This window comes from Ruminococcus sp. 5_1_39BFAA (assembly GCF_964240875.1).
Taxonomy (GTDB): domain Bacteria; phylum Bacillota; class Clostridia; order Lachnospirales; family Lachnospiraceae; genus Blautia_A.
Window position 1 is genome coordinate 385,391 of the sequence record NZ_CAXSVO010000003.1, and the last position, 22,944, is coordinate 408,334.

A 22,944-nucleotide genomic window follows, 5' to 3' on the forward strand; every position below is an offset into this window, starting at 1 on the left:
CCACTTAGAACTATCTATTTCACAATAGCCCTTCTGTTGTTACTTTTCGTTCTCTTCTTTTAGTCTTTTTACCGTTTCCAGGGATAAGCCGATCCGTTCGGCAATGGTCGCTTCATCCAGTAAGTCCAGAAGGTTTCTGGCACTTTCCAGTTTAGTCTTTTCAGTTCCCTTTTCGATTCCCTTCTCGATCCCCTTCTCGATTCCCTTTTCGATCCCATCATTCACCAGCATCTGTCCCAGCTTTGTCACACTGACCGCCTCCTTAATCTCTTCCATACTAACATTGTCCAGAAATTTGTCTGCCATTGTATATATCACCGCCTCTATCTTTCGCTTTTCCTCCGGAGAAATCTCCGTTGCTTCTTTTGTGATTTCGTATGCAGCCTTGATGCGATCCTTCTGGCATGTTTCTCCTGCCATTAGTGGGCACAGGGTTAGCTGGACCAGATCCGATTTCGTAATCTCTTCCCCTCTGGCTGCTTTTTCTTTCAGTTTTCCTATCAGAAGATCTGCATTTCTGTCCTGCATGATGATCGGCACTATCCGATATGTATTTACGCCCTCCCGCAGCTCTGTCACAGGAGACTTGATCGTTCCGGAATACAAAACATATGTGGTGATTTCCACACCGTGCTGATAGCTTGCAACTGCCTCATAGGAACGGAAACGCCTTAATCCTTCTTTTCCCTCATTCGTACTCTGGAATTCAAAATGCTTCCATGTCCCGTCCTCCATGACGAGATTGAAATCCTCATACAGTTTTTTCAGCTCCAGATAGACATTCTCTGTGGGACCGAAGGCTTTTACCTTACCTTCAATTCCAAACTGCTCCAGCAGCTCATCCGCAAAAAACTGCATCATCACCTTCATGGCGGCATCCTCGTGCTGGGCAGCATGAGACATGGCTTCTGATTTTTTCTCTTTTGTCGTTTGCATTTCTTCCATATAGCATCCTTTCCGTGGAAGCTATAAAGAGAAATCCTCCGATTTAACTATAGCAAAAACAATATGGACAGACAATGGCTTTCCACTAAATTATTATAAAACAACAGGTTGGAATTTTCCTGGAATACAGGATATGAATTTCATTTAAGATGTTTTAGAATTGAATTGCCGGATGATCTCTCTATAGCACGCATCATCTGTAGAAAAATCTTAGTATATCTTTGGCATGATGTCAAGCATAAATGCATACAGACGCACCTCAAAACCAAAGGAAGCCTTTGAAGCTGCTATCCTCTCCAAAGACTTTCCTATTATACTCTTTTATTGTGCTGTTTGATCCGTAAAAAGCAACGGAAATCAAAATTTGTTTTCATCTTCTTTTATTTTTTTCATCATATCGGCAAGCTCCCGGTATTTCCCGGTCACATAGCCGTAATTCTTTCTCTTATGAGGAAGCTGGCAATTGGTGCAGTCTTTGATCCCCGAATCTGTGTACCGGAAATTGCCCCCGCATTTGTCGCCCAGCGCATACAGTGGGCAATAGCAAAAAAGACAGTTAAAATCATCCGGATTCGCTCCCTTATGGCATGGAAAATATTCGCATTTTTTATGGCTGAAAAAAGAATATTCCTTATCTTCCCAGTATTGCTTTTCCATTCGTTGCTCCCCTTTCCTGTACATTCGCCAAAAACAAAAGCCGCTGATGCGGCCAATTTTTCTTTCTTATTATAAAGAGGGAGCGATGCTACTTCGGGGTAGAATATGAACCGTTCATATATACGCGGAGGGAACGGATACATCCGAAGTAGTATCGCCTGCCATTTAATCTTGTATAATTCATATGAACAGGCGCATTCCATAAAAAATGCCTGCTTCTGTAGAGCAGACAACGTTCCGGGGCTGCGGATTCCCCAAAATTGGTTGTTACACTTTACACGGAAGTTTAACCTCGCCATACTAAGCAGGTTTCCTGGCTCCAGAATCATCGTATCATCTCCCCTTCTCATGCTTGCGCACAATGGACTACGAGACTCACTCCTCTGTTACAGTGACCGGATCGCTCAGGTTTCGCACCTGATTCCCTCTTTCTGCCAGCCTTCTTCTCAGGCCGTCAGCACTTAATATGTTCAATATGGAATTATACTGACATTATAGTACCACCCCATCGCCCGGATGTCAACCCCATAATGATAGATTCCGGCAAAAAATCCCAGCGAAGTTTTAACAGCAAAAAAGCTGTATGAAAAGTTTTCACACCTTTCATACAGCCATATGTTTTTAACTATACAAGACGTCTTACAGAGGTAATGGTTCTGTAAGCAGCGTTATCGCTGATCTTGATACCGTCTACAGAGTTGGAAGCATGAACGATTTTTCCATCGCCCATGTAGATAGCTACATGACCGCCGTAGCAGATCAGGTCACCCGGCTGTGCATCAGCATAGGATACCTCAGTTCCTGCATTCTGCTGCTCGTAAGAGGTTCTCGGAAGACTTACGCCGAAGTTTGAATATACACTCTGTACGAAACCGGAACAGTCAGCACCGTTTGTAAGGCTTGTACCGCCCCATACATACGGATTTCCAACAAACTGTGTAGCATAATCAACTACAGAAGAGCCGGAACCGGAATAACTGCTGGAGCTGCTGGATGAAGAACTGCTGCTGTACTCGCTGGCGTCCACAGTATTTGCTGTGTCGATCACATTTCCGTACTCATCATACTCATATTCTGTTTCACCGGACCCGGAATCGTATTCCTCACTTCCGCTCTCATCATATCCGGTTTCTTCATAGCTTGCAGCCTCGGCTGCGGCTGCAGCGGCTGCTGCTTCAGCCTGACGCCTTGCTTCTTCCTCCGCAGCGATTCTCTCAGCCTCTAATCTCTCGATTTCAGCCTGCTGCTCTGCAAGAAGATTTGCATATTCGGTAGCCTGCTGCTGTGCATAAGCGATCTCATTCTCACAGTCAGCGGAGTTTGCACGTTTTACATCAAGCTGGTACTGCAGGTTAGCAGATTCTGCTTCATATTCCTGCTTCATGCTTTCAAGTTCTGCTTTTTCCTGTGTATACTGGTCTTCCAGCTTCTGTACCTCTGTGATAGTGTTTGCGTATACCTCCAGGCTCTTTCTGTCCTGTTCATACATTTTCTGGGTATATTCCGCTCTGGTAAGAAGGTCTGCCAGGTTGTCAGCATTCATCATCATCTGGAACCATGCATCGCTTCCTCCTTTTTCATAAAGGTACTGGATACGCTTTTTCATAGCCTCGTACTGCTTGTCTTTTGCTTTCTGCGCTTTTTCAAGATCACCCTGTGTCTTTACGATGTCAGCCTCTTTGTTTGTGATGTCGCCCTCAAGTGTCTGGATAGAAACCATTACATTCACAAGGTTTGCATCGAGAGTGGCAATTTCACTTTCAAGCTGCTGTTTCTGATACCAGAGCTGATCGATGCGGGCATATGTAGCATCCAACTGTTGGCTGGTCCATGCCTGTTCTTCTCTTAAATCATCTTCTCTTGAAGCGCTAACGCTCACCACCTGAGTACCAAACATCATAAGTGCAAGTGTCAGACATACAATTCTTTTTTTCATGATTATTCACCCTCGTAACTTTTAAACTTATTTGTAACATTTCTGCAATAGTCTTCTTAATTCTTTTACATATTAACACATCGTTACAAGAAATGCAACCCTGAATCGAAATAAATTTTAAACTTTTGTAACATTTACATATTATTTCTTAAAAAAAGAGAAGAAACCGATCACCAAGATTGATTTCTTCTCTTTCAACTCTTCTTACTTTCCGAACAGATCGTAAAGAATCTGATCAGCTGTCATATTTGCGTATCCCTCCGGATCTGAAAGGGTACTGCTGTTCCATCTCAGATAGTTACCGTTACGGATATAGTTTCCGCAGGACGGATGATACTCAAATTTCGTGTAACCGGAATACATGGACATGTATTTTTTCGCCAGTGCTACTGCCTCGCTGTCGTAATCGCCGCTTGGAGTAGTTGTTCCGGAAATCTGGCAGCCAGCCTGCGGAGTGGAATGAACGATCACCACGCTCTTGTCACTGCACTGCCCCAGTACAATCCATGTATGTCCGCTGTTGTAGCCGATATCCCCAGGCTTCAGTGTCCAATCATGTTTTGACAGATAAGACTGGTTTACAATGCTGCCCCATTTCAATGTGCTCTTATAATAGGAGCCGATATCTCCGGAAACCACAGTATAACCGGATCCTACATTCGATGCTGTCTGCATTACCTGATATGCCGCCCATCCCACAAAGCCGGAACAGTCAAGACCCTTCGCTCTGTTGGTAGTGCTCAGATCACGGTAATTGTTATAATCATAGCCGCTTGGATTAGATGACCATTTGTTATACCACTTTGTCCAGGTAGGACTTACGCCCTTTCTGGTGGAATCGTTCCAGCCGCCGCCCCAAATGTAGAGAGCCTGTCCTACCGGCTGCAGCGCTCCTGCCAGATAATTCTTAATGGTTCTCGTTCCTGTGCCCGCAGAAATACCCGGGTCATCAGCTACTGTGCCAACATAAACGCCCTTATCTGAAAACTCCTGTTTCACTCCGTCTATCGTTATTACTCCGGTAGCCATCTCGCCAGTGCTGGGATCGAAATAATACTTGGTACCGTTTGCTGTATTTTCCACCCAGCCGGTTGCCATAATACCGCTTCCGCTGTAGAAGTAGTAAGTAACACCGTCAATCGTATTAAATCCGGTCGCCATTGCTCCATCTGTAGATGTCTTGGATGTTGTCTTAAAATACCGTTTTTCACCATTTGAACTGGTAAGCCAACCCTTTGCCATCACGCCGCTGGCACGAAAATATCTTGTATTTCCTTTGCTGTCCTTCAACCAGCAATTAGCCGCCGCTATACCCGACTTTGAATAGAAATAGAAGGTTTTCGTCTTACTCATTTTCAGCCACCCAGTGGTCATAACCCCTGTCTTTTTGTTAAAGTAACGCTTCTGGCCTTTAGAGTTCTTAAGCCACCCTGTCACCATAACGCCTGCTTTGCTGGTAAAATAATATTTCTTTTTGCCTATTGTCAGCCAGCCTTTTACCTGGACGCCATTTTTCTTTTTAAAGTAATATTTCTTTCCGTTTAAAGTGAGCCAGCCTTTGTGCTTTGTGCCATTGGAATCTATGTAATATGTTTTACCCTTGCTTGTCCGAAATCCCGTCTTTGTCGCAGCCTGTACTTCCTTCGTTGTAGCAGTGCTGGTCAGCCCCGCCATCACTAACAGAAGAAATAGAAGAACTCCCCAAAACTTAACCTTTTTACATCTGTTCCGCATGATTACCTTCCTTTTTGCTATTAACACTTTATTTCCATTGGCATTAAGATTTTACAATCTTATTACAACTTTATGTAGTTAATTATATATCATCATAAGCTCTTCGTCAATAAAAAAGTATAAAACTGTAAACATCCCACAATAATCCTCGTAAAATCTTCATAAAAAAAGGACTATCTTCCCATATGGAAGTCGTCCTTTTTTTGACATCTGTAATATTTATTAAATATTTTCTAAAAATTACAGCAGATGCTTTCTCAGTTCCTCGCCGCTCATAGCGCTCAGATATGCCGGAGCTACATCAAATACTGTCTTGCAGCCCTTCTGTCCCTCCTGATTCATGCGGTATGCTGCTCTGGCATAGGCAATGATAACAGAGGAAGTAAACTCCGGGTTGGAGTCCAGCTTCAGGCTGTATTCAATCACATGGCTGTTCTCATCGTTCCATCCGGTCTTTCCGCTGCGGATCACAAAGCCGCCGTGAGGGATACCGCTGTGGTCGCGTTTCAGCTCCTCCTCGGAGATGAAGTGTACAGTAGTGTCATACTCATCAAAGTAATTCGGCATGGTCTTGATTTCCTGCTCAATAGCAGCAAGATCAGCGCCCTCCTCTGCAACCACAAAGCATTCTCTCGTATGCTTTTCCCTTGTGGTAAGCTCCGGATTTTCACCCTTTCTCACAGCCTCCAGTGCAGCCTCCACAGGAATGGTATACTGCTTTCCATCCTTTACACCTTTGATACGGCGAATCGCATCAGAATGCCCCTGGCTTACACCCTTACCCCAGAAGGTATAGTCCTTACCGTTTGTCAAAATCGCATTTGCATACATACGGTTCAGTGAAAACATGCCCGGATCCCAGCCAACGGAAATGATTCCCACATGTCCGTTCTCTGCTGCCGCCTGATCCACAGCCGCAAAATGCTCCGGAATCTTTTTGTGAGTGTCAAAGCTGTCCACCACGTTAAACCACTGAGCAAATTTCGGTGTCTGCTGCGGCAGGTCCGTAGCACTTCCGCCGCAAAGGATCATAACATCAATTTTATTTTTCAGTTTTTCTGCATCATCTACAGAATAAACCTTAGCTGTCTCTGTCAGAATTTTTACTGTGGCCGGATCGCGGCGTGTAAAGACTCCCACCAGCTCCATGTCCGGGTTATGTTTAATGGCGCATTCTACTCCGCGTCCAAGATTTCCGTAACCCAGGATTCCAATACGAATACTCATTGTCTGTTTCCTCCTCAAATCTTTTGCATTTTAGCACTTTAATATATTAATATTTCCTGGCATCAATGTCAATATTTTCCCAAAAGTTTGTTTCTAATGTCAACAGCATAAAATATGGCTTCCCGGGCAGCACAGACTGATGGCGCAGTTTGCCAGACACAGATTCATGCACATATCGCCTCCTGCCACAGGCATCCCGCCGAAGGGATTCTGCTGTTCCCGGTACCAGGTTCCGCCTCCCTCCATACGGTTCAGAAGCATTCTGTACTGAGAGTTATCAGGCTCCAGCCGGACTGCCTCCCGTATATCATTCAAGGCATTCACATTATTTCCCAGCCCCATATTAGCCATGGCTGACAAATAATACCACTCCCCGTTTCTCATGGAAAGAGAACTCAGCACGTTCATGGCTTCCTGATAATGTCCACTCTGGACATAATTGGCTGCAGCTCTTCTGCGGATACTCTCCTCATCCTGATAACCGGAGCTTTGCTGTCCTCCGAATCCTCCGAACCCACCATAGCTTCCATATCCGCCGGCATCAGAACCGTATTCCCGTTCCTTCATGATCTGCTCATACGCCTGCTGCACTTCCTTAAATTTTTCTTCCGCCTGGTCCTTGTTGGGGTTGTTGATATTTGCATCCGGATGGTATTTCCTGCTTAAACGTCTGTACGCCTTTTTAATTTCATCATCTGATGCGTCTCTGGATACTCCCAGCACACTATATGGATCTAACATGTTCTTTCTCCCGTTCTTCCCTCCGTTGTTTGCTTACGGTCTCAAAGCGGCACCAAACACCGGAGTATAAAATATTCCGCAGAATATCTTCATACTTTATAATAGGAAGTTTCTCAAACTCTCTGCATGTTTCCGCCAGCATCATGATCAGGATCTGACGTATTTCTTCTTCGAACCCTTCCATTGTATATCTTTCGGCAAAAGGATTGTAACTGCCACTTTTCGCATCCTTTTCCACATCGTCATAGGCATCCAGCAGATAAATAAACTTTCCCAGGAAAAAGCCCATACGGCGCAGGCCTGCTTCCCAGTTATCCTGCTTATACGCCAGAATCTCTGCCATGATTCTGCCGAAAACGCCGGACATTTTATCAATATCCTTCTCCCTGGATTTTTCCAAAGCCGAAAGCTCATCGAGAAGAGAAACAATTCTGTTTATCTTATCCGGATACCGGACCAGAAGCCTTTTGTTATCCCCTTCCAGCAGCTTCGCAAAGCCCAGCCCCAACAGACTGTGCTCATCCTGCCAGTCATCCCTGCATTTATAATAGGTAAGGATCACATTCATATCCGCTGCATATTCTGTAATCTCGTTCTTCCGTACCGTCTGCTTCCTGACAGGATGAAGGGCGCAGCGGCTTGTCCCCTTTTTCGTTCCGGGCTCGTAAAGACCGCTTAACAGAAGGATCACAAAGGTCATATCGTAGGTCAGGGAAATCTGACCCATAATACCGTATTTTTCCCGCAGTTCCCTGCATAAGCCGCAGTAAAAGGATTTATACAGGTCAAAATCCTTGAATTTAATCTCCGGCTTGTTTAATATAATGTAACCGAACATTTCAGCTCCTCTTTATAAACTTTGTATGACATTTCGGACATTCTATCTCAATCTTTCCCTTCCCTTTTGGAATGCGGATCTTCTGTCCGCAGCTTGGACAGGAATAGATATGATGGGTCTTGCGCTGTTTCATCAAATTTTTTTCTTTGTTAAAGCGCAGGCGCAGTTTGCTGGTCATGGAAAGATATTTTGCATTTTCCGCATAGCGCTTCTGAATATTTCTGGAAAAAATACGGAAGTAGGTATAAATGATCGCAGCCAATCCCAGGGTATCCAGCAATGATCCAACAGCGCTTCCCGGCTTCACAAAAATCGCCAGAATGATGGATACCAATGCCACTCCCATAGTAAACTTGGAAAACTGATCCACTCCGTAACGTCCCTGCATAAATTTGATAAATTTGTCTTTCATGAAATCCTTCTTTCTTTTTGTTTTTTGATGACTCTAACGCTCTCTTCCCCTGTCTATCTCCTATCTGTCGCTGCATACCTGGAAGATATAGAACTTCAGATAATAGGATTCATCTGCCGCCCACAGGATCGGATGATCCGGTGCCTGGGTTCTGTATTCCACCTGACGAAGACGCTTATGTACATTTTTCGCCGCCTGCCCGATGGTCTGGGTAAACAATTCGTAGTCCATAAAATGAGAACAGGAACAGGTAGCCAAAAATCCGCCTTCCTTCACCAGCTTCATGGCACGAAGATTGATCTCTCTGTATCCTTTCACTGCATTTTTGATGGAGCTTCTCGATTTTGTAAAAGCCGGAGGATCCAGGATCACCACATCAAACTTTTCTCCCCGTTCCTCAAGCTCCGGCAAAAGATCGAACACATCTGCACAGAGAAACTCCACTCTGTCAGAGAGACCGTTCAGTCTGGCATTCTCTGTGGCCTGATTCACAGCCAGTTCAGACGCATCCACACCGATAACGCTTTTCGCCCCTGCAATCCCTGCATTCAAAGCAAAAGAACCTGTGTGGGTAAAGCAGTCCAGCACTCTGGCGCCTTTACACAGCTTCTGGATGGCAAGCCTGTTATACTTCTGGTCCAGGAAAAAGCCTGTCTTCTGTCCATCTTTTACATCTACCTGATATTTTACCCCATTTTCCTCAATTTCCACAAGAGTCGTGAATTCTTTTCCTATGAAGCCCTTTGTCAGCTCCATGCCTTCCTGACGGCGCACCTTCACATCGCTCCGCTCGTAAACACCGCGGATCTGAATGCCGTCCTCAGCCAGCACCTTTTTCAGAAGATCCACGATCATTTCTTTATATCGGTCAATTCCAAGAGCCAGAGACTGCACTACCAGCACATCGGAAAATTTATCCACCACAAGTCCCGGCAAAAAGTCTGCTTCCGCAAAAATCACACGGCAGCTTCCTGTATCTACAACCTTTTTGCGGTATTCCCAGGCATCGCGGACTCTCTTTTCAAAAAACATCTCGTCCACAACCCTTCTCTCATCCCGTGTCAAAAGACGGATGGTGATTTTGGAATTTGTATTAATAAAGCCCTTTCCCAGAGGGTATCCGTCAAAATCACGGACAAGCACTATGTCTCCGTTTACAAAGCTGCCCATGACAGAGGCAATCTCGTTATCAAAAACCCACATACCACCGGATTTCAAAAGTCGTCCTTCACCTTTTTTCAGGGTCACTACCGCCAGGCTCATATATTTTCTCCTTTACTTCTCTTTGCGATTTAACCTACATTCTATCATAGAATTTTTTATTTTTCCAGTCATTCCCTCCCACTTGCGGAGATATCACAAAAAATTCATAAAAAGCCTGAAAAACCTCCTTTTTTCGGAGCATCTTCAGGCTTTCTTTCATATTAATACGATTCATCTATTTTTTAGTACATCTGCCACCGGATCAGTTTTTTCTGCAGCCATGCCACAAGCTTGTTCAGAACAGTTACAACCACTCCCACCACCATGATTCCAGCCACTACGTTGGTATAGTTGCCGTATGTATTATAGTTCACAATATAGTAACCCATACCACTGGTGGCTCCCATCATTTCCGCAAAAGTCAGCATCATCACTGCCGTTGTCATGGTCACCTTCAGACCGCTTATCACTCCCGGAAAGGCGTAGGGAAGCAGGATCTGGAAAATCATAGACCGGTTGTTCAGATTCAGCGCCCTGGCAGAATCCAGGATTCTTTTCTCAATGCCATCCACCCGGATGATCATATTCAAAAAAGTAGGCCAGAAAATCCCGAGAACGATCACCACCATCGAAGCACTGCGAAAAGAAGGCATCAGTGCCACAATATAAGGCGCAAACACAATGGACGGAATGGGTGCCAGCACATTTGCAATGGGATAAAACAGATTGCGGAGTCTTGGTATCCATCCGCACACAAGTCCTGCCACCACCCCGGCTGCCAGACCGCCGAACACTCCGGCGAACAAAAGCTTCAGAGAAGACCAAACTCCCTTCAGCAAGATCACAGGCTGCTCATAAAATACATAAAACACATTCTCCGGCGCCGGAACAAGCACAGGGTGCATCATGTTCTTTTTGGTAACCACGATCTCCCACAGCAAAAGAAATGCCCATACGATCATCATCAGATCCGATGCTGCCGTCAGGTTTTCTCTTTTTCTGACAATATATGTCAGGTAAGCAATCTCAAAGATCAGTATGGCTGCCGCCATAGGACAGGGACCCTTGATCTGTTTTTCACCCGGCAGGAACAAACAGATTCCCAGGCATAGAAACAACATCTGGTTGATAAAGAGGGTTGCAGGAATCCTTTTATTCTTTGCTCTCATTGAAACCACGCCTCCAGGGAAGCCCGCAGAGCCTTGCAGTCATCGTATTTCAGGGACTTTGCACAGCATTGGTTGATCCGTTCCGAAATACGCAGTTCCTTATCCACTCTGCCATTTTTGATAAATACAATTCTTGTTGCCAAAAGCATGGCTTCATCCAGATCATGGGTTACAAAGATCACCGTCTTTTTGTCCTCCAGCCACAGCTTCTGCAAAAGCCTCTGAAGCTCCCCACGGTTCTGGTAATCCAGTGCGCCAAATGGCTCATCCAAAAGCAGCACATCGGAATCCATCGCCAAAGCTCTGGCAATGGAGGTGCGCTGGCGCATTCCGCCCGAAAGCTGGAAGGGGTATTTGCCCCTATGCTCTGCCATTCCTACCTTATCAAGAAACAGCTCCGCCCGCGCTCCGGCCTCCTCCTTTGTAAAGCGCCCTGTTTTTACAGTTGGAAAGACTACATTCTTTTTCACGGTCATCCAGGGGAACAGTGAATAATGCTGAAACACAACTGCCCTGTCCGTCCCAGGCTTGTTCATGTTTTTGCCATCCCTTAAGATTTCGCCCTCCTGAACCTTCTCCAGACCTGCCAGAAGGTGTATCAACGTACTTTTTCCACAGCCCGAATGACCGATCACGCAGAGAAACTCACCGTCTTCAATTTTTAAATTTAAATCCTTCAGCACCTTTTCTCCGCTGTTTTCATAAGCAAAGGTGAGATTTTTCAGTTCGATCATGATCAGTTGTTATTTTCCTTAAACTCTTCCATAAGCTGCTGATAAATTTCATTTTCACCGTCACGTTGGATCAGTGTGTTTAACGCAGTCTCATATACGCTGGTATCCACAAAATCCGCCATATCGTAAGGTGTTGAAGCATCGATGTCGCCGTTTGCCTTCATGATCTCATAGAAATCCACGACCTTATTCTTGTTTGGATCCAGTGAAATGATCATGGCATTGTCATAGTCCTCTGCTCCGTACATAATGGCTTCCACGTAAGCCTCCTCCTGCCCGGAGTATGCGGTGAGCTTATCAACCGTTGTCTCATGGTCATTCATATAAACGTCATAGGCGCGAAGCACTGCTGTCTCAAATTTTACCAATGCATCTTTTTTATTTTCCAACGCATCCCTTGAGGTTGTCTGGCGGCAGCATGGAAAATCAGAAACGTAATCACCTACGGCAAATTCCACCTCCGCGCCGGACTGCTTTGCAATATAGCCATAGCCGCTGTTTACAAATCCAAGGTCTACCTCTCCCTTCAGTACCGCCTCCATAATGGATGCCTGGGAATCCAGGTAAATAAACTCTACGTCCTTTTCAATGTCAAGCCCAGCCTCCCGCAGCCAGCCCTTCATTACCATATGTCCGGTTTCCATACGGAAGCAGCCGATCTTTTTTCCTTTGAAATCCTCAGCCTCTTTAAAAGTATCTTTATTCTCAGCCTTCACAATGGCTTCGCTTCCCTCGGAGATGGTGCCGCCAAAGACAACCACATCTGTTCCCTGGGAAACAAAGCTGCAGCTTGGGATCACACCGTAAGGCAGCACATCAAGCTTTCCTGTGCTCACCGCTGTAAGCCCCTCCGGCAGAGAGGATACCTTCTCAAAGTTCACCTCCAAGCCCTCTTCCTCATAGTAGCCCAGCTCATTAGCCAGGATCACGCAGGCTGTCTTAATATCCGTTCCAAGCATTGCCACATTCAGTGTTTCCATCTCTTCGGCTGCAAAAGCCTCCCCTGCAAAGCCACTCATCGCTGCGACTGCAAAAAATACCCCTGCCAAAACCCCTAATCTTTTTTTCATCTGAAACCGCTCCTCCTTCTCGAATTTTATTAGATAATGTCTAATAGATATATTCTATATATAATATAAATCCAAATTTATTGCAAGTCCCTGGTTCCAATCCGCAAAATAAATACAAAAAAACCATAAAAAATACAAAAAGCGCTTCCTGATTTCCAAATCCGGAAAATCAGGAAGCGCTCTACGGCTCACCTATTTTTTATTTCGCCTGCACTGTTTTATTTGTGTGGATCTCAAGAATATTCATCTTGATCAGAGCCGGGCGCAGGGCATTATAGATAAATGCAACCAGGATGACTGACACCACCGCATTGATGAAGGTAGCGACTGCGCTCATCTTTGCCAGCGCATCAGCCAGCTCCTGCGGCTGTCCCAGCACATACCGCTTATAAAAATATCCCACAATCGGATCCGCAACCACATTAAACGCAAGTCCTGCTATGGAGGAAATTACGCTCCACTTAAGTACATATGCCTTGTCTGTACTTTCGTTGATCTTTGCGATCCTATGGGCCACCAGACCTGTGATCAGACCAATGCAAAGCTTCAGAACAAAGGTTTTCGGAGCCCCGGTGATATAAACCGGATCCATAATATCTGCAATCGTCATTCCGATGGACCCCGCCAGTCCGCCGTACCAGCCGCCCAGAAGCAATGCTCCCAAAACGCAGAATGCGTTTCCAATATGAAGAGACGTTGCATCTCCGCCCGGAACCGGGATCTTAATCTGTAAAAATGTAAAAGATACATAGCAGAGCGCTGCCAAAAGCGCTGTCTCCGCAAGCTTCAAAATAGTGCTGTTCTGTTTGTTCATATAAAACCACTGCCTTTCCTTAATCTCAGGCATATCATACTCACAGACTGTCATTTTTTCAATGTCCAATTCCAACTATTTTTCGGGGGACAGTTCCTTCATCAGGATATATCGCTCCAATCCCCCGTAGCACAACACCTTCTTTTGAATGGTAAAACCGTTATTCTGCATATTATGAAGGCTGAACTGGTTGTCCGGATGGATGGTACAGAGCAGATACCGGTACTTTTCCCGGTCGATCTGTTTTTCCACCTCCTGATAAAGCCTGCTTTGCAGATGATGCCCCCGATATTTCACCGCCACTGCTGCTGTATCCATGATCATCACCCTGGAAAGCTTCTCCTCGTCAAAACCCAGCCTGATCCCCAGATTTTCCTCTCTGTCAGGCCTCTTTGCCAGGAAAAAGCCGGCAAGCTCCCCGCCTTCCGCCTCTGCCACCAGTATAAACCCGTTGTCTTCCAGGTGGTTTCTCACATATTTCTCATCATCGCTCACAAACCACTGAGCATGAACGAGGGAAGCTTTCGCTTCCCTCATAATGTCCATAATCTGTTCCACATCTTCGGATGTGGCTCTTCTGATCAAAAACTCCATATTATTCTTCAATGATCTCGTCCGTATCTCCGGTTTCCTCTACGGGTTCCTCTGTGATATCTACGTTATCCTCTGTGTATGAATCATCGATAACAGGTTCCTCAACCGGTGTTTCTGCGATTCCTGCTGTTGCAGTATCGGCTGATTCATCATAGCTTTCGTAGGACTCACCGTACAGTTTCTCAAAGAATTTCATAGTATCGTTGTAAAGGGTGTATCTGTCATCCGGTGAAAGAAGCTCGCCCAGGATCGCTACGCCTTCTTCTAATTTTTCTTCTTCCGTCACATCGATACCGAAAATCTTTTTCAGGTCTTTTTCCAGCATGTTCAGCTCTACGGTAAGGTACTTCTCGTCACCTGTTGCCACATAGGAGCCAGTGCCATTTCCAAGGATTCCCAGGAACTCCTCCAGAACTGCATCCGTAAGCTTCTTTGCGTTCTCGCTGTCAAGCATGGTAACGTCACAGTATGCATCCTCGCCCATAACTTCCTGCAGAGCGGCTGTGTCGCCCTCGTACTCGCCCTTGCAGAAGGTCTTTGCTTTTTCAAACAGAGCCTTGGACTCTTCACCCAGGAAATCTGTACTCATTTCAGAAATATTAGTTTCTCCTTCTCCGCCTTCGCTGGTGCCATCGCCTGTAGCGTCCGGGATTTCATCGGAACCGGACTGCTGAACCTCTGCCTCACTTGCACCGGAGGTTTCTGCTAAAGTCGGATCCTCTGTGGAGCTTGCCACAACATCGTCTCCCAGCACGCTCTCATCCAGATCACTTACAATGCTGTCCGGGTCTTCCGTGTCATCGATAGCCTCTGCCTGTCCTGTTACGTTGTCATTTACGCGCTCCAGAGTCTCCTGCATTTCTGAGTAATCGTAATTCTGCTGTGCGATCTCCTGAAGGAGGTTTACGATGGTGTTGATCTGATCCTCTGAAATATAAACGCCATTGTTATCTGCAGCGTTAATTACGATGTTGTAAATCTCGTCGGCATTCTGTACATTGTCGGCAATGACCTGCATTTTCGCCTGGTTGATGACTGTGGTGGCGTCATTCTGTCCAACCTGGTCTGCCAGATTTCCTGTTACTACCATCTCTTCGGTAGCGATCTGTTTCTTTGTCTCGTCAAGCTTCTGTCCGCTGGCAGTTTCGTATGCCATCTGGATGCCGGTCAGCGCGCCTGTACCGGATACCTCAAAGGGGCATGCGGCAACGACTTCACAGTTGGTTACGCCGGAGGTGGAAAGGGTTGTTGCGATCATGTTGCAGGTAACCCAGTTCAGGTTCGCGGTGCGGACCTTGATGCCGCCGGAGGTGGTTGGTTTTACGTAGGCGCAGCTTACAGTACGTGTACCGATCTGCTCAAGGGGTACGTATGCGCTGAGGTGATCTCTCTCATCCTGATTGGTGATGGTGAGGATCTGTACTTCGCTGGAGCTTACCTTGAAGTATTTCAGCATGGTGTCCTTCTGGGCCTGGCTCAGGTCGGCGCCCAGGGTTACGACTTTCATGGAGTCTGCCATTGCCGGAACTGCGGATGCAAGGTTTCCGGCGAGCATGGATGCGCTGCAGAGCAGTGCGGCTAATAATTTTGCTTTTTTCATAACGATTCCTCCGTTTTTATTTTACTGTGTATAAATTACTTTTTGGGTTCGTTGGTTTATTATAGCATATTTTGGGGGGAGTTTGTAATTTTGATTGATTTTTTATATTTTTTTAATGGCGGAAGTTTTGCGAGGGGGCAATCTCGGAGTTGCGAAGGCCGAATGCCCCCTCGCGCTCCCCCTGTTGGCCCCGCCGTTGCCCCGCTGCTGACTTCCCCGTTGGTTCCGCTGTTGACTCCCCCGTTGGTCTCGCTGTTGGCTCCCCGTTGGCCTCGCCGTTGACTCCCCCCGTAGGCCCCGCTTTTGGCTCCCCGTTGATTCCGCTGTTGACTCCTCCGTTGGCCCGCTGTTGACCCCGTTGGTCCCCTGTTGACTCACCCCGTTGGCCCCGCTGTTGGCCCCGTTGTTGGCCCCGTTGTTGATTTCCCCGTTTGTTCCGCTGTTGACTCCCCTCTTGGCCCCGCTGTCGAACGGGAATTTTAGTAAAAATAAAGAACAGAGCTGGTGTGGGCAGCTCTGTTCTTTGTTGGTTAGGTTAGTTTGGGGTTAAGTCCAGGTTTGGATGGCTTGGGTGATCATGGACTTGCATTGGGCGACTTTGGGGAGGTCGGCTGGGGTGATGGGGGTGAGGGGTTTGCGGACCTCGCCTGGGTTTACTCCGTTTTGGCGGAGGATTTCCTTCATTACGGAGTATAGGTTTCCGTGGCAGGAGCACATCGCGTAGATGATGCGGTCAATGTCGTACTGGATGTTTTGGGCTTTTGGGAAATCGCCTGCTTCTATGGCGGCGTTTGCTGCCAGGAATAGTTCGGGCATTACGGCGTAGGTTCCGCCGATCCCGCCGTCGGCGCCCATGATCCTTCCGGCTACGAACTGCTCATCAGGGCCGTTGAATACTACGCTGTCCGGGCCTTTTACGTCTTTAAACAACTGGATGTCCTGGACGGGCATGGAGGAGTTTTTAACGCCAATTACTCTGGGGTTTTTTAGCATTTCTTTGTATAGGGATACGCTTAAGGCGACACCGGCGAGCTGGGGGATGTTGTAAATGATGAAGTCCGTGTTCGGGGCTGCTGCACTGATGTCATTCCAGTATTCCCGGATAGAATAGTCGGGAAGATGGAAGTAAATGGGCGGAATGGAAGCGATTGCATCCACGCCTAAGCTTTCTGCATGGGCAGCCAGCTCTGCGCTGTCTGCTGTGTTATTGCAGCCTACATGGGCGATCACTGTGATTTTTCCCTGGGCTTCTTTCATTACATTTTCCAGGATCGTTTTTCGTTCTTCCTTGCTCTGGTAGATGCACTCCCCGGAGGAACCGCCGACATATACGCCCTTTACACCTTTTTCGATCAGATATCTGGTTAAATCCCTGGTGCGTTTTGGGTTGACAGCTCCATCGTCCCCGTAGCAGGCATAAAACGCAGGGATGATTCCTTTATATTTTTCTAAATTTCTCATGGCTTCTCCTTATCTGGCTATTCGCCGATAATCTCGCTTACCTTTACCACACGGCCTTCATAGCGCGATTTTGTGCAGGCGTCTGCTGTAGCGATGGCAGCGCGCGCTGCTTCTCCAGTGAGAAGCGGACGGAACTCTTCGCTTGGTTCCATGCCGTGCATGATGTCGTTTAAGTATTTCATCTCTTTTACCATGATTCCGTGAAGCCATAGCGGAGGCTTTTTGTTGGGATTGCCGTACTGGATGGCTCCGTCCATCTCCGTGCTGTGATAGATTCTGGTACGGTCGTCGTCCTCTTCCTGGTTTTCGTGCAGCAGGAAATGCTCCGTTTCCCCGTTTACCCTCAGCGTACCGCCTGCATTCAGCATATCCAGCTTAATGGCACCTTTGGTACCCTGGATCAGCAGGTAATGCTCCGGCCATCTGAATGCAGAGCCCCATTCCAGAACCGCATAGCGATGATCGGAAAACTTCATATTAATAAAGATCATATCATCCTCATCGCCAAATGCCTCTCCCTGGTGCGTCACATTATCAGCATTCATAAAGACAGTTTCCGGCATTCCCCCCATGATAAACTGCACGCAGTCCAGCTCATGGATGTGATGGTAAAGATGTCCGCCGGATTTTTCCCGGATCTTTTTCCAGGAAATGGATGACTGTACATCCTCCCATCCGTTACGTGCGGAATGGCAGTATAAAACGTCACCGATCACACCATCCTTAATGAGCTGTTTTGCATGATGCACTCCATTAAAGAAATTCATAACATGGCCTGCCATAAAGGTGACATGTGCTTTCTCACATGCGCTTACCATCTCATCACAATCCTTATAGCTTAAGGCAATGGGCTTCTCGCAGAATACATGCTTTCCATGTGCTGCTGCTTTTATGACCGGCTCCTTGTGAAGGTAGTTAGGGGTAGCCACGATCACACAGTCTACGTCTTCTCTCTCAACAAGGGCATCCAGACTTTCTGCCGCGTCACATCCGATCTCATCTGCAACTTTTTTGCCGTTATCCGGATCATAAACAACCGTAATCACTGCGTCTTCATTTTCTTTCATAATACGTGCAAGCTCTGCGCCAAAATATCCTACACCTACAACACCATATCTTACCATTCTTATTTCTCCTTTTATAGATATCAAGTCTTCAGTTACTTTACAGATCCTTCTGTCAGACCGCCTGCGATCTTATTCTGGATCAGGCAGAAGAATATAATGGAAGGAATTACTACAATGACAGATGCCGCCATCATATCTCCCCAGTCCAGAATTTCCGCGCCGTTTAAAGATCTCAGCGCAACCGCAACGGTCATTTTGGAGGTATCGTTAATTAAGATCAGGGAATACAGAAATTCATTCCATGCGTTAATAAATGTATAAATCGCAGTTGCAACAATTCCCGGCGCTACCAGCGGAAGCACTACAGTTCCGAACACTCTGAGCTTATTTGCCCCATCGATCCTGGCTGCCTCCTCGATCCCAATAGGCACACTTTGGAAAAATCCCACCAGCATCCAGACTGCATAGGGAATACTGAAGGACAGATACACGACGATCAGGCCTATCCTTGTATTCACCAGCCCCATTTTTGCCATGATAATGGAGTATGGGATTGCCAGGAGAATCGGAGGGAAAATATATGTGGTAACGAGAAGCTTTGACATAATATTTCCAAATTTCGGAAAAAATCTCACGATTCCGTAAGCAGCCAGTGATGCGACGATAATTGCGATCACCGTGGTAACCAAAGCGATCAGAACGCTGTTTTTAATGTTGTTAATAAAGCCCAGGTCAAAAATTACGTGGCGGAAGTATTCCAGCGTAAAAGTTTTCGGCAGAAAGCCGGTAGGATTTCCCGTCAGCTCTCCTTTTCCCTTGATAGAGCAGAGAATGATCCAGATCAGAGGGAAAATTGCTACAATGGTCAAAAGGATCAAGTATACATGGCACAAAGCGCCCTGGATTTTTTTACCTTTACTTCTCATTTACTTATCCTCCTTCTCCCAACGGGCAATCACTGCAAAATACATCAGACAGATCAGGATCAGGAAAAGGAACAGCAATACGGTAACTGCTGACGATTTTCCCAAAAGCTTTGTTCCCCAGCCCATATCATATGCGTAAACCGGGACGGTCTGTGTGGATCCTGCCGGTCCTCCGCCTGTGATCAGGTAGATCAGGTCAAAATTGTTAAAGATCCATACGGTTCTCAAAACCACCAAAAGTCCTGTAACCACCTTGATGTGCGGGACCGTTATGTATAAGAAAGACTGCCAGCTTCTGGCTCCGTCAATCTCTGCTGCTTCATACTGATCCTGCGGTACTGTCTGCAGAGCAGCCAGCACATTGACCATGATCATCGGTGCGCCGAACCAGATGTTGATAAATACAAGCACCACAAATACCAGCCCTTTTTCTGTCAGGAAGGATGGGGGCATGTTGCAGATGCCCAGCTTCACCAGAATATTGGGAAGGAATCCATAAACACCGTTTAAGATCCACTGCCAGGAAAATGCGATGACAATGGATGGGAATGCCCATGGAATGATCAGCAGCGTCTTGTATACACCTTTAAGATGCTTTACTTTATTCAGCGCCAGCGCTGCCGTAAAGCCTATGAGAAGCTGTCCCAGGAGTGAAAAAATTGTCCATTTTACGGAATTAAAAAATGCGTTCCAGAAATTTTTATCAGATAATACGGATATGTAATTATCCAGACCAACAAATTTATACACAGGACGAATCAGGTTCTTGTTGGTAAAGCTGTAAAAAATGCTGGAGCAAATGGGGTAAATAAACAATGCCATCACTATGAGAATTGCCGGAAGGACAAACAGCCATCTTGTACGGTCTTTTTTACTCATTTTCTTTTACCGTCCTTTCCAAATCAGCAGCCAATACGTATTGCGGGCAGACAAAAGGCTGCCACTACGAACGTGAACGACTGGCAGCCTTATATCAATTTCCGGGCGCTGCGCAGCTACGGTTTATACCGCTATCCTTTGCTGCGCATACCCGCACCCACAGTTTCTACTGTGCTACTTCAAACAATGCGTTTAACTCATCTTCGGCTGCCTTCGCTGCGGTTTCCACGTCTGTTCCGTTTGTGATGATATCCTGGAACATTTTTTCAATGACATGCTGATTCGTCATAATACCTGCCTGGATGCTTGGTCCATGCTCGAAACCAATTGCTGTGCCGCCTGGGATCTGATCCGCGATAACGCTCTCTGCGTGCTCAAACTGCTGGATGATCTCATTGTCTCTGTATGCGTCGGTATCAGAAATTCCTTTTAATGCCGGAAGCATACCTACCGGTGTTGCATGAAGGAATTCTACATAAGTATCCTCCTCATATAAGGTCTTGATAAACTCTTTGCAGATTTCCGGATGCTCTGAGTTTTTCCAGATAACCATTGGCTGGTTGGAGGTGGTGATTCCATTCTGCTCGTCACCCTCGTTGATGGTCGGGATCGGATAGCAGTCCACATACTCAAGTAAATCCGGAGAGTTTGCCTGTACACCGGAAATCTGGAATCCGGAGTTAAAATCAAATGCTGTCTTGCCCTGATAGTAAAGGGTTGCCTGATCAAGAACATTGTAGTTTACGGAATCCTTTGGCGAGCAGTCATTGTAGACCTTCAGCCAGTAGTTGATACCCTCCAGTGCCAGATCGCTTGTAAGATTTGCCTTCAGGTCGTCGGTCAAAAGGCTTCCGCCGCCGCTCTTCACGTAGAAGTTCAGGAAGTTGGTCGCCTGGAAATCTGTAGTTCCGCAGGGGAAGGAAAGTCCGTAAACACCATCCTTTGTAAGGGTTTTCGCCGCCTCATAAAGCTCATCCCATGTCTTTGGAACCTCCAGATTGTTTTCTTCCAACAGGTCCTTCCGGATCCACATAACCATTGCGTGGGAATACAACGGAATTGCATAATTGTTATCGTCTACCGAACACTCATTTAACGCGCTTTCATTAAACTTATCGCGTCCGATGTCGTCAATCAGGTCATTGATCGGAATCAATGCGTCTGCGCTGATCATCTCTGCAACCTGTCCAACCAGTGCGGTACTCATATCCGGTACATTTCCTGATGCAAGTCCTGTCGTCCATTTTGTATAAAAATCATTCCAGGAAAATGTCTCAATCTTAATATTTACCTTTGGGTGCTCTTCCATAAAGGCATCAGCAGCCTTCTGGATCGTTTCCAGACGCGGACCCTGGGTAAAGGAATGCCAGAATGTTATATCGCCTTCCAGTTCGCTTGCCTCTTCTGCCATAACCACAGAAGGACCGCATAACGGAAGCATAGAACCAACGAGCATCGTACTTGCTAACAGCATTGCTAACTTTTTCTTCATATAAGACTCCTTTCTTTCCACGTTACATTGTCATGTGTACGTTGCGGAAACAATTTGGATCGTGCCGGCATATTCTCCATAATTGCTCCCGTCATTTTGTTTGTTGTAATGTTATTATACGAATGTTTTTTGTGCAATTCAACGAAGCAAAAACGCATTAATAGCATAATACGCTTGTTTTTTAAGTTTAATCTGCTTGTGATATTATTAACATTATATTTCTATTCACAGAGTGAACATGCACCGTTTCCTTTATCTGTATAAAAAAGCACACAAAAATAGGATGTCTGCTTTATGAAATATGTGCAAACATCCCTTGCAAATATAATGCCCCGGTTGTTAAATTGCAAATATAATAACGAGAAAAAGCATCAATTTTCTGTAAAACAGGCGCATGAATAGCACAATACGCTTACCATCCGTTCATTCCCTCGCCGCTTTCCGGTACTGGTTAGGGGTATAACCAAAGTACCTTTTAAATTCACGGATAAAATAGTTTGGATCCTCATAGCCAACGCTGTAGGCAATGTCGCTTACATTATCGTCACTTACCAGAAGGCGTCTTGCCGCATTTGTCATGCGTATCTCTTTAATATAGATCATAGGTGATTTGCCAAGCTGTTCTTTAAACAGATGGCTGAAACGCTGTTTGCTCAGCTCTGCCATCTGCGACATACTTTCCGGTGTATATTTTTCCGTAGGATGTAAAGTAACATAATCAACCACCACCTGAATGCGCGGATCAATCTTACTGTCTGATTTTTTTATTCTATGCTTCAGTTTTTCCAGCGTATACTCCTCATGGGTTTTTAATCCTTCCCGAACCTGAGCGGACTCCTGAAACGCCCGCTCGATCAGACTGCCGATCAGCACTTCCAGGTATCCCCGCACAAAATACATTCTCCCACGATTGCTGCTTCTTACCCATCCGTCGATCAGTTCAAAATACTTTTCTTCTCCCTTCGCTTCCATAACACGGGGCATCCCGTAATAATCCGCCAGAAAATCTACTCCTTCAAAATATACGGATGTTGTAAAACGAATGCTGCTGAATACCAGATTGTCCGTATTGGCATAGCAGGACATACGGCATCCTCTGGGAATATAGACGATCTGGTTTTTTTCCACTACTACTTCTTCCTTATCAATAAAAAAAGTTCCGGAGCCCGATACAATATAGCGCAGCATATTATACGGCACCACGCTTTCCGGATACACCCATGTCTTTCCAAATGAATATGTGTCAATATATAAGAAATTGAATCTTACATTATCAATTCCGTTTTCCATACCTCTCCTCCCTGACCGCCGGACGCTATGCCCGGTTACTCACAGACACGACTTATCGAATAGTTAAAAATATTCTATACCTAATGCCTTATTTTTTCAACGGATAGCACTGGTTCTCAGCCGTATTATGCTATTATTCATTTTCCAGCCCATAT

21 protein-coding genes and 1 riboswitch are annotated in these 22,944 nt (G+C 46.0%); all 21 genes read right to left on the reverse strand.

Features of this window, described 5'->3' with window-relative positions:
- Positions 1-39 precede the first annotated feature (39 nt).
- Complete coding sequence (locus ACESZH_RS06760; protein WP_373212853.1) at positions 40-945, reverse strand: hypothetical protein; 906 nt, start codon at positions 943-945, stop codon at positions 40-42.
- Between the two features lie 357 nt (positions 946-1,302).
- Complete coding sequence (locus tag ACESZH_RS06765) at positions 1,303-1,626, reverse strand: cysteine-rich small domain-containing protein (protein ID WP_373219871.1); 324 nt, start codon at positions 1,624-1,626, stop codon at positions 1,303-1,305.
- 261 nt (positions 1,627-1,887) lie between these two features.
- Positions 1,888-2,082, reverse strand: a riboswitch (cobalamin riboswitch).
- A 145-nt stretch (positions 2,083-2,227) separates the two neighbouring features.
- Positions 2,228-3,538: an NlpC/P60 family protein gene (locus ACESZH_RS06770; protein ID WP_373212849.1), complete on the reverse strand. Its 1,311-nt coding sequence runs from the start codon at positions 3,536-3,538 to the stop codon at positions 2,228-2,230.
- A 204-nt stretch (positions 3,539-3,742) separates the two neighbouring features.
- Positions 3,743-5,272 (reverse strand): N-acetylmuramoyl-L-alanine amidase family protein, encoded by a 1,530-nt coding sequence (locus ACESZH_RS06775; protein ID WP_373212847.1) that lies wholly within the window; start codon positions 5,270-5,272, stop codon positions 3,743-3,745.
- A 240-nt stretch (positions 5,273-5,512) separates the two neighbouring features.
- The gene (locus ACESZH_RS06780; RefSeq protein WP_373212846.1) at positions 5,513-6,499 is read right to left on the reverse strand and encodes a diaminopimelate dehydrogenase; all 987 of its coding nucleotides are present in this window, start codon (positions 6,497-6,499) and stop codon (positions 5,513-5,515) included.
- Positions 6,500-6,598: 99 nt separating this feature from the next.
- A complete protein-coding gene (locus ACESZH_RS06785) occupies positions 6,599-7,240 on the reverse strand; it encodes a DnaJ domain-containing protein (RefSeq protein ID WP_373212844.1) in 642 nt (213 codons plus the stop codon).
- Entirely contained in the window at positions 7,224-8,078 is an 855-nt protein-coding gene (locus ACESZH_RS06790) for a DUF5685 family protein (RefSeq protein WP_373212841.1), read from the reverse strand. Before ACESZH_RS06790 ends, ACESZH_RS06785 begins: the two co-directional genes overlap by 17 nt.
- Position 8,079: 1 nt before the next feature.
- Positions 8,080-8,490 (reverse strand): hypothetical protein, encoded by a 411-nt coding sequence (locus tag ACESZH_RS06795; RefSeq protein ID WP_373212839.1) that lies wholly within the window; start codon positions 8,488-8,490, stop codon positions 8,080-8,082.
- Between the two features lie 60 nt (positions 8,491-8,550).
- On the reverse strand, positions 8,551-9,753 hold the full coding sequence (locus ACESZH_RS06800; RefSeq protein ID WP_373212837.1) for a class I SAM-dependent rRNA methyltransferase: 1,203 nt from the start codon (positions 9,751-9,753) through the stop codon (positions 8,551-8,553).
- Between the two features lie 182 nt (positions 9,754-9,935).
- Positions 9,936-10,862 carry an ABC transporter permease gene (locus ACESZH_RS06805; protein WP_373212836.1) on the reverse strand — a complete coding sequence of 309 codons (927 nt, stop codon included), beginning with the start codon at positions 10,860-10,862 and terminating at the stop codon, positions 9,936-9,938.
- Positions 10,859-11,596 (reverse strand): ABC transporter ATP-binding protein, encoded by a 738-nt coding sequence (locus tag ACESZH_RS06810; protein ID WP_373212835.1) that lies wholly within the window; start codon positions 11,594-11,596, stop codon positions 10,859-10,861. The genes ACESZH_RS06805 and ACESZH_RS06810 overlap by 4 nt, the downstream gene beginning before the upstream one ends.
- A 2-nt stretch (positions 11,597-11,598) precedes the next feature.
- Positions 11,599-12,666, reverse strand: coding sequence for an ABC transporter substrate-binding protein (locus tag ACESZH_RS06815; RefSeq protein WP_373212832.1), 1,068 nt, complete (start codon positions 12,664-12,666; stop codon positions 11,599-11,601).
- Between the two features lie 199 nt (positions 12,667-12,865).
- The gene (locus tag ACESZH_RS06820; protein ID WP_373213671.1) at positions 12,866-13,480 is read right to left on the reverse strand and encodes an ECF transporter S component; all 615 of its coding nucleotides are present in this window, start codon (positions 13,478-13,480) and stop codon (positions 12,866-12,868) included.
- A 75-nt stretch (positions 13,481-13,555) separates the two neighbouring features.
- The gene (locus ACESZH_RS06825; RefSeq protein ID WP_373212829.1) at positions 13,556-14,086 is read right to left on the reverse strand and encodes an N-acetyltransferase family protein; all 531 of its coding nucleotides are present in this window, start codon (positions 14,084-14,086) and stop codon (positions 13,556-13,558) included.
- Entirely contained in the window at positions 14,076-15,674 is a 1,599-nt protein-coding gene (locus tag ACESZH_RS06830; RefSeq protein ID WP_373212827.1) for a DUF1002 domain-containing protein, read from the reverse strand. The genes ACESZH_RS06825 and ACESZH_RS06830 overlap by 11 nt, the downstream gene beginning before the upstream one ends.
- 546 nt (positions 15,675-16,220) lie before the next feature.
- On the reverse strand, positions 16,221-17,135 hold the full coding sequence (locus ACESZH_RS06835; RefSeq protein ID WP_373219068.1) for a dihydrodipicolinate synthase family protein: 915 nt from the start codon (positions 17,133-17,135) through the stop codon (positions 16,221-16,223).
- Between the two features lie 17 nt (positions 17,136-17,152).
- Complete coding sequence (locus ACESZH_RS06840) at positions 17,153-18,259, reverse strand: Gfo/Idh/MocA family protein (RefSeq protein WP_373219067.1); 1,107 nt, start codon at positions 18,257-18,259, stop codon at positions 17,153-17,155.
- A gap of 35 nt (positions 18,260-18,294) precedes the next feature.
- Positions 18,295-19,128 carry a carbohydrate ABC transporter permease gene (locus tag ACESZH_RS06845; RefSeq protein ID WP_373219066.1) on the reverse strand — a complete coding sequence of 278 codons (834 nt, stop codon included), beginning with the start codon at positions 19,126-19,128 and terminating at the stop codon, positions 18,295-18,297.
- On the reverse strand, positions 19,129-20,007 hold the full coding sequence (locus ACESZH_RS06850) for a carbohydrate ABC transporter permease (protein ID WP_373219065.1): 879 nt from the start codon (positions 20,005-20,007) through the stop codon (positions 19,129-19,131).
- Between the two features lie 166 nt (positions 20,008-20,173).
- Positions 20,174-21,499 (reverse strand): ABC transporter substrate-binding protein, encoded by a 1,326-nt coding sequence (locus tag ACESZH_RS06855; RefSeq protein ID WP_373219064.1) that lies wholly within the window; start codon positions 21,497-21,499, stop codon positions 20,174-20,176.
- Between the two features lie 423 nt (positions 21,500-21,922).
- Positions 21,923-22,789: an AraC family transcriptional regulator gene (locus ACESZH_RS06860; protein WP_373219063.1), complete on the reverse strand. Its 867-nt coding sequence runs from the start codon at positions 22,787-22,789 to the stop codon at positions 21,923-21,925.
- Between the last annotated feature and the right edge of the window lie 155 nt (positions 22,790-22,944).